We start from the raw sequence: 4,191 nt of genomic DNA, 5'->3' as shown, positions 1-4,191 counted from the left end.
GGGAAATATTAAATAAATTGATTGAAAAGTCTGCTCTGACCGGAAAAATCCACCCGCATAAACTCCGTCATTCGTTTGCAACCCATATGATGAGCAATGGTGCTGATATGAGGACGGTACAAGAATTGCTGGGCCATGCGTTTCTCTCTTCAACTCAGGTCTACACGCATGTAACGAAAGAGCATTTACGAAATATCTATATGTCACATCACCCGAGGGCATAAGCCAGAAGGAGGACGAAAGGATGTCAGAATTCCACTCAACGACGATATTTGCTGTACAGCATAAAGGTCAATCCGCGATGTCAGGCGATGGTCAAGTAACCTTTGGAAATGCGGTTGTGATGAAACATACAGCAAAGAAAGTACGAAAGTTGTTTAATGGTAAAGTAATTGCTGGTTTTGCTGGTTCTGTTGCTGATGCTTTTACATTGTTTGAGATGTATGAAGGAAAGCTTGAGGAATTCAATGGTAATCTCCAGAGGGCAGCTGTAGAGCTTGCAAAGCAATGGAGGAGCGATAAAGTGCTTAGGACTCTTGAAGCAATGCTGATCGTTATGAACGAAACAGACATGCTCCTGATCTCAGGCACTGGTGAAGTAATTCAGCCGGATGACGGTATCCTTGCCATCGGCTCAGGTGGGAATTATGCATTGTCTGCAGGCAGGGCTCTGAAGCAATATGCTGGTGACCATTTGACTGCGAAGGAAATAGCAAAATCCTCATTGGAAATTGCTGCTGACATTTGTGTGTACACTAACCACAATATAATCGTAGAAGAACTGTAACGGAAAAGGAGTGTTTAGATTGAAACAGACAACCAATTTAACTCCAAGGCAAATCGTAGAAAGGCTCGATCAATATATTGTCGGCCAAAAGGATGCTAAAAAAGCTGTTGCAGTAGCTCTAAGGAATCGATACCGCAGAGGCTTACTTGCTGAGAATATTAGAGATGAAGTAATTCCTAAAAATATCTTGATGATAGGGCCAACAGGGGTAGGTAAAACAGAAATTGCCAGAAGAATGGCGAAACTGGTAAGTGCGCCTTTTGTAAAGGTTGAAGCGACCAAATTCACCGAAGTTGGATATGTTGGCCGTGATGTAGAATCAATGGTCAGGGATCTTGTAGAAACATCGATCAGACTTGTAAAAGAGGAAAAAATGCAGCGTGTTAAAGAGCCGGCAGAGGAAAATGCAAACCGCCGTTTAGTCGAGCTGCTCGTTCCTTCTGCAAAAAAGTCGGCGAATTATAAGAACCCATTGGAAATGCTGTTTGGTGGCGGGAACCAGCCTGAACAGGAAACAAACCAGACAGAAGACTTAGGGGTATATGAGAAGCGTAAACTAATCAAGCAGAAGCTTGAACTAGGCGAACTTGAAGATGAGCTGATCACGGTTGAGGTTGAAGAACAGGCACCTTCGATGTTTGACATGCTTCAGGGATCCGGCATGGAGCAAATGGGCATGAACATGCAGGATGCACTGGGCGGTCTTATGCCGAAGAAACGCAAGAAACGCAAGCTCCCTGTACGTGAAGCAAGGAAGGTATTGATTAACGAAGAAGCGCAAAAGCTTATCGATATGGATGAAGTGACGCAGGAAGCAACATTCCGTGCTGAACAGGCGGGTATTATCTTCATTGATGAAATCGATAAGATTGCCAGCAAGAATTCTGGCAGCTCAGGCGCAGATGTTTCACGCGAAGGTGTACAGCGTGACATTTTGCCTGTAATTGAGGGTTCAACGGTGAATACTAAATATGGCCCAGTAAAAACAGACCATATCTTATTCATTGCTGCTGGTGCATTCCATATGGCAAAACCATCGGATCTAATTCCTGAGCTTCAGGGCCGTTTCCCAATCAGGGTAGAGTTGACGAAGCTTACTGTTGAGGATTTCTACAGGATTCTTGTAGAGCCTGATAATGCTCTGACAAAACAATATCAAGCATTACTGGAAACTGAAGGTATACAAATTGAATTTTCTGACGATGCTATTCGTAAGATTGCTGAAGTAGCATACGAAGTTAATCAGAACACAGACAATATTGGAGCTAGAAGGCTGCAGACGATACTTGAGAAACTTCTTGAGGATCTTAGCTTCGAGGCACCTGATATTAATTTGGAGAAAGTAGCGATTACTCCTCAATATGTTGAGGAAAAGCTTGGTGTCATTTCTCGAGATAAAGATTTGAGCCAGTTCATATTATAAGGCTCATTTCCATAATACAACAATATATGCGCATATAGCCTATTATATTGTTTACCGTTTTAATGCATACGCAACAGGGTAGACAAATAGAGGCTGCCTATGTGCTTGTATTGAATCTAGCAATTGAAATTAACGTAATTTTTGTTGAAGCAAATAGGAGGAAGAAATAATGGACTTACTAACAAAAACTAGAAAAATTAACGCCCTGCTCCAAAAAGCTGCCGGGAAACCAGTAAACTTTAAAGAAATGTCAGAAACACTTAGTGAAGTTATCGAAGCGAACATCTTTGTTGTTAGCCGCCGAGGCAAACTATTAGGCTTTGCGATTAACCAACAAATTGAGAATGAACGTATGGTGCAAATGCTTGAGGATCGCCAATTCCCAGAAGAATACACGAAAAACCTTTTTAACATCCAGGAAACATCACCGAACCTTGATGTGAACAGTGAATATACTGCGTTTCCAGTTGAGAACAAAGAGCTTTTCAAAAATGGTTTAACTACAATTGTGCCAATCATCGGCGGTGGAGAGCGTCTTGGAACATTAATCCTGGCTCGCCTAGAAGAGCAGTTTCACGATGATGACCTAATCCTTGGCGAGTATGGCGCAACGGTTGTAGGTATGGAAATCCTTCGTGAAAAAGCTGAGGAAATCGAAGGAGAAGCACGAAGCAAAGCGGTTGTTCAAATGGCGATCAGTTCTTTATCTTATAGTGAGATAGAGGCAATTGAGCATATTTTTGAAGAATTGAATGGCAAGGAAGGCCTGCTTGTTGCTTCAAAAATCGCGGACAGAGTGGGAATTACACGCTCAGTAATTGTAAATGCACTTCGCAAGCTTGAAAGTGCGGGAGTAATTGAATCTCGTTCCCTTGGTATGAAAGGAACTTATATTAAAGTATTAAATAATAAGTTCTTATTCGAACTTGAAAAGCTTAAAAGCAACTAAATAAAAATGTAAAACCCACTGGATAAACAGTGGGTTTTTTTATTGGGATTTAATGGATTTGTTACAAAAATATTTCAGATATTTTACGTGAAAAAAATAAATATGTAATTATTTCCAAAAATTGCCCTTTTACTACTTCGCCTCAACAAAAAATATTAAGTGAAAAGACCTAACGAATTAAAAAAATAGATGTAATTTTAAATCATTTTTACCACTAATTAGAATTTGCCTTTATAATATTTGGATTATTTTCACAACGATTAACAATAAAGGTAAAAATATAGTACTTTTAGCCCCTTTTTTAAAATATGTCTATTGCAAGGTAAAAATTAACCGAAAGGACATAGACAGTTTATTTCAGATTCTTTACAATAAAGTGTATATGACGAGATTCTCCAAAGAATTACAAAATTCAGCAAAAAGCTTTCCTAACAACTAAGGGGTGAAAATATTGAAGTTGTTTTCGAATACCGTATCAACCCTGGAAAATGCATTAAACTATTCATCCTTGAAACAGAAAATTGTTTCTCAAAATATCGCGAATGTCGACACACCAAATTACAAGGCTAAAGATGTTAGTTTCAAAGAAGTGTTCCATGAGACGCTCGGGCAGTCATTCGAGGCTAAAAGGACTGACGGACGCCATTTTGATTTTAAGAGCCGTAATGGAGCTTTTTCAGGTACAGTCATAAAAAATAATGTTAACTATAATGAGAATGGCAATAGTGTGGACCTGGATAAAGAAATGTCCGATCTTGCAACAAACCAGATTTATTTTAATGCATTAACCGAAAGGATTAACGGGAAGTTTAATTCTCTTCAGACTGTTATACGGGGTGGGAAATAATTATGACGATGTTCCATAGCATGAATACAACTGCCTCAGCCTTGACAGCTCAACGGCTGAGGATGGATGTTATATCTTCCAATATGGCTAATGTCGATTCAACCAGGGGTGTTGACGGAAAAGCATACCGCAGAAAAATGGTTGTTTTGGAACCTAAGGAAGGCAGTTTTTCATCTTTTTTAAAC

General features: G+C 39.7%; 6 protein-coding genes. All 6 read left to right on the top strand.

The window, feature by feature from the left end:
* Window positions 1-224, top strand: a 224-nt coding sequence (locus tag WB217_RS13800) for a tyrosine-type recombinase/integrase (protein WP_423993793.1), incomplete at its 5' end; no start/stop codon positions are given.
* A gap of 20 nt (window positions 225-244) precedes the next feature.
* Window positions 245-787, top strand: a complete 543-nt coding sequence (gene hslV / locus WB217_RS13795) for an ATP-dependent protease subunit HslV (RefSeq protein ID WP_423993791.1) — start codon at window positions 245-247, stop codon at window positions 785-787.
* Window positions 788-806: 19 nt separating this feature from the next.
* A complete protein-coding gene (gene hslU, locus WB217_RS13790; protein WP_423993790.1) occupies window positions 807-2,210 on the top strand; it encodes an HslU--HslV peptidase ATPase subunit in 1,404 nt (467 codons plus the stop codon).
* Between the two features lie 169 nt (window positions 2,211-2,379).
* The gene (gene codY / locus WB217_RS13785; RefSeq protein WP_423993789.1) at window positions 2,380-3,159 is read left to right on the top strand and encodes a GTP-sensing pleiotropic transcriptional regulator CodY; all 780 of its coding nucleotides are present in this window, start codon (window positions 2,380-2,382) and stop codon (window positions 3,157-3,159) included.
* Between the two features lie 451 nt (window positions 3,160-3,610).
* A complete protein-coding gene (gene flgB, locus WB217_RS13780) occupies window positions 3,611-4,006 on the top strand; it encodes a flagellar basal body rod protein FlgB (RefSeq protein ID WP_423993788.1) in 396 nt (131 codons plus the stop codon).
* A 2-nt stretch (window positions 4,007-4,008) separates the two neighbouring features.
* Window positions 4,009-4,191 (top strand): flagellar basal body protein (locus tag WB217_RS13775; RefSeq protein ID WP_423993787.1); only part of this gene is annotated, 183 nt, incomplete at its 3' end.

Origin of the sequence: Mesobacillus sp., from assembly GCF_049588175.1 — a bacterium.
Lineage (GTDB): Bacteria > Bacillota > Bacilli > Bacillales > Cytobacillaceae > Mesobacillus.
The sequence above is the reverse complement of the archived record's forward strand: the minus strand, read 5'-3'. Positions and strand labels throughout refer to the sequence as shown.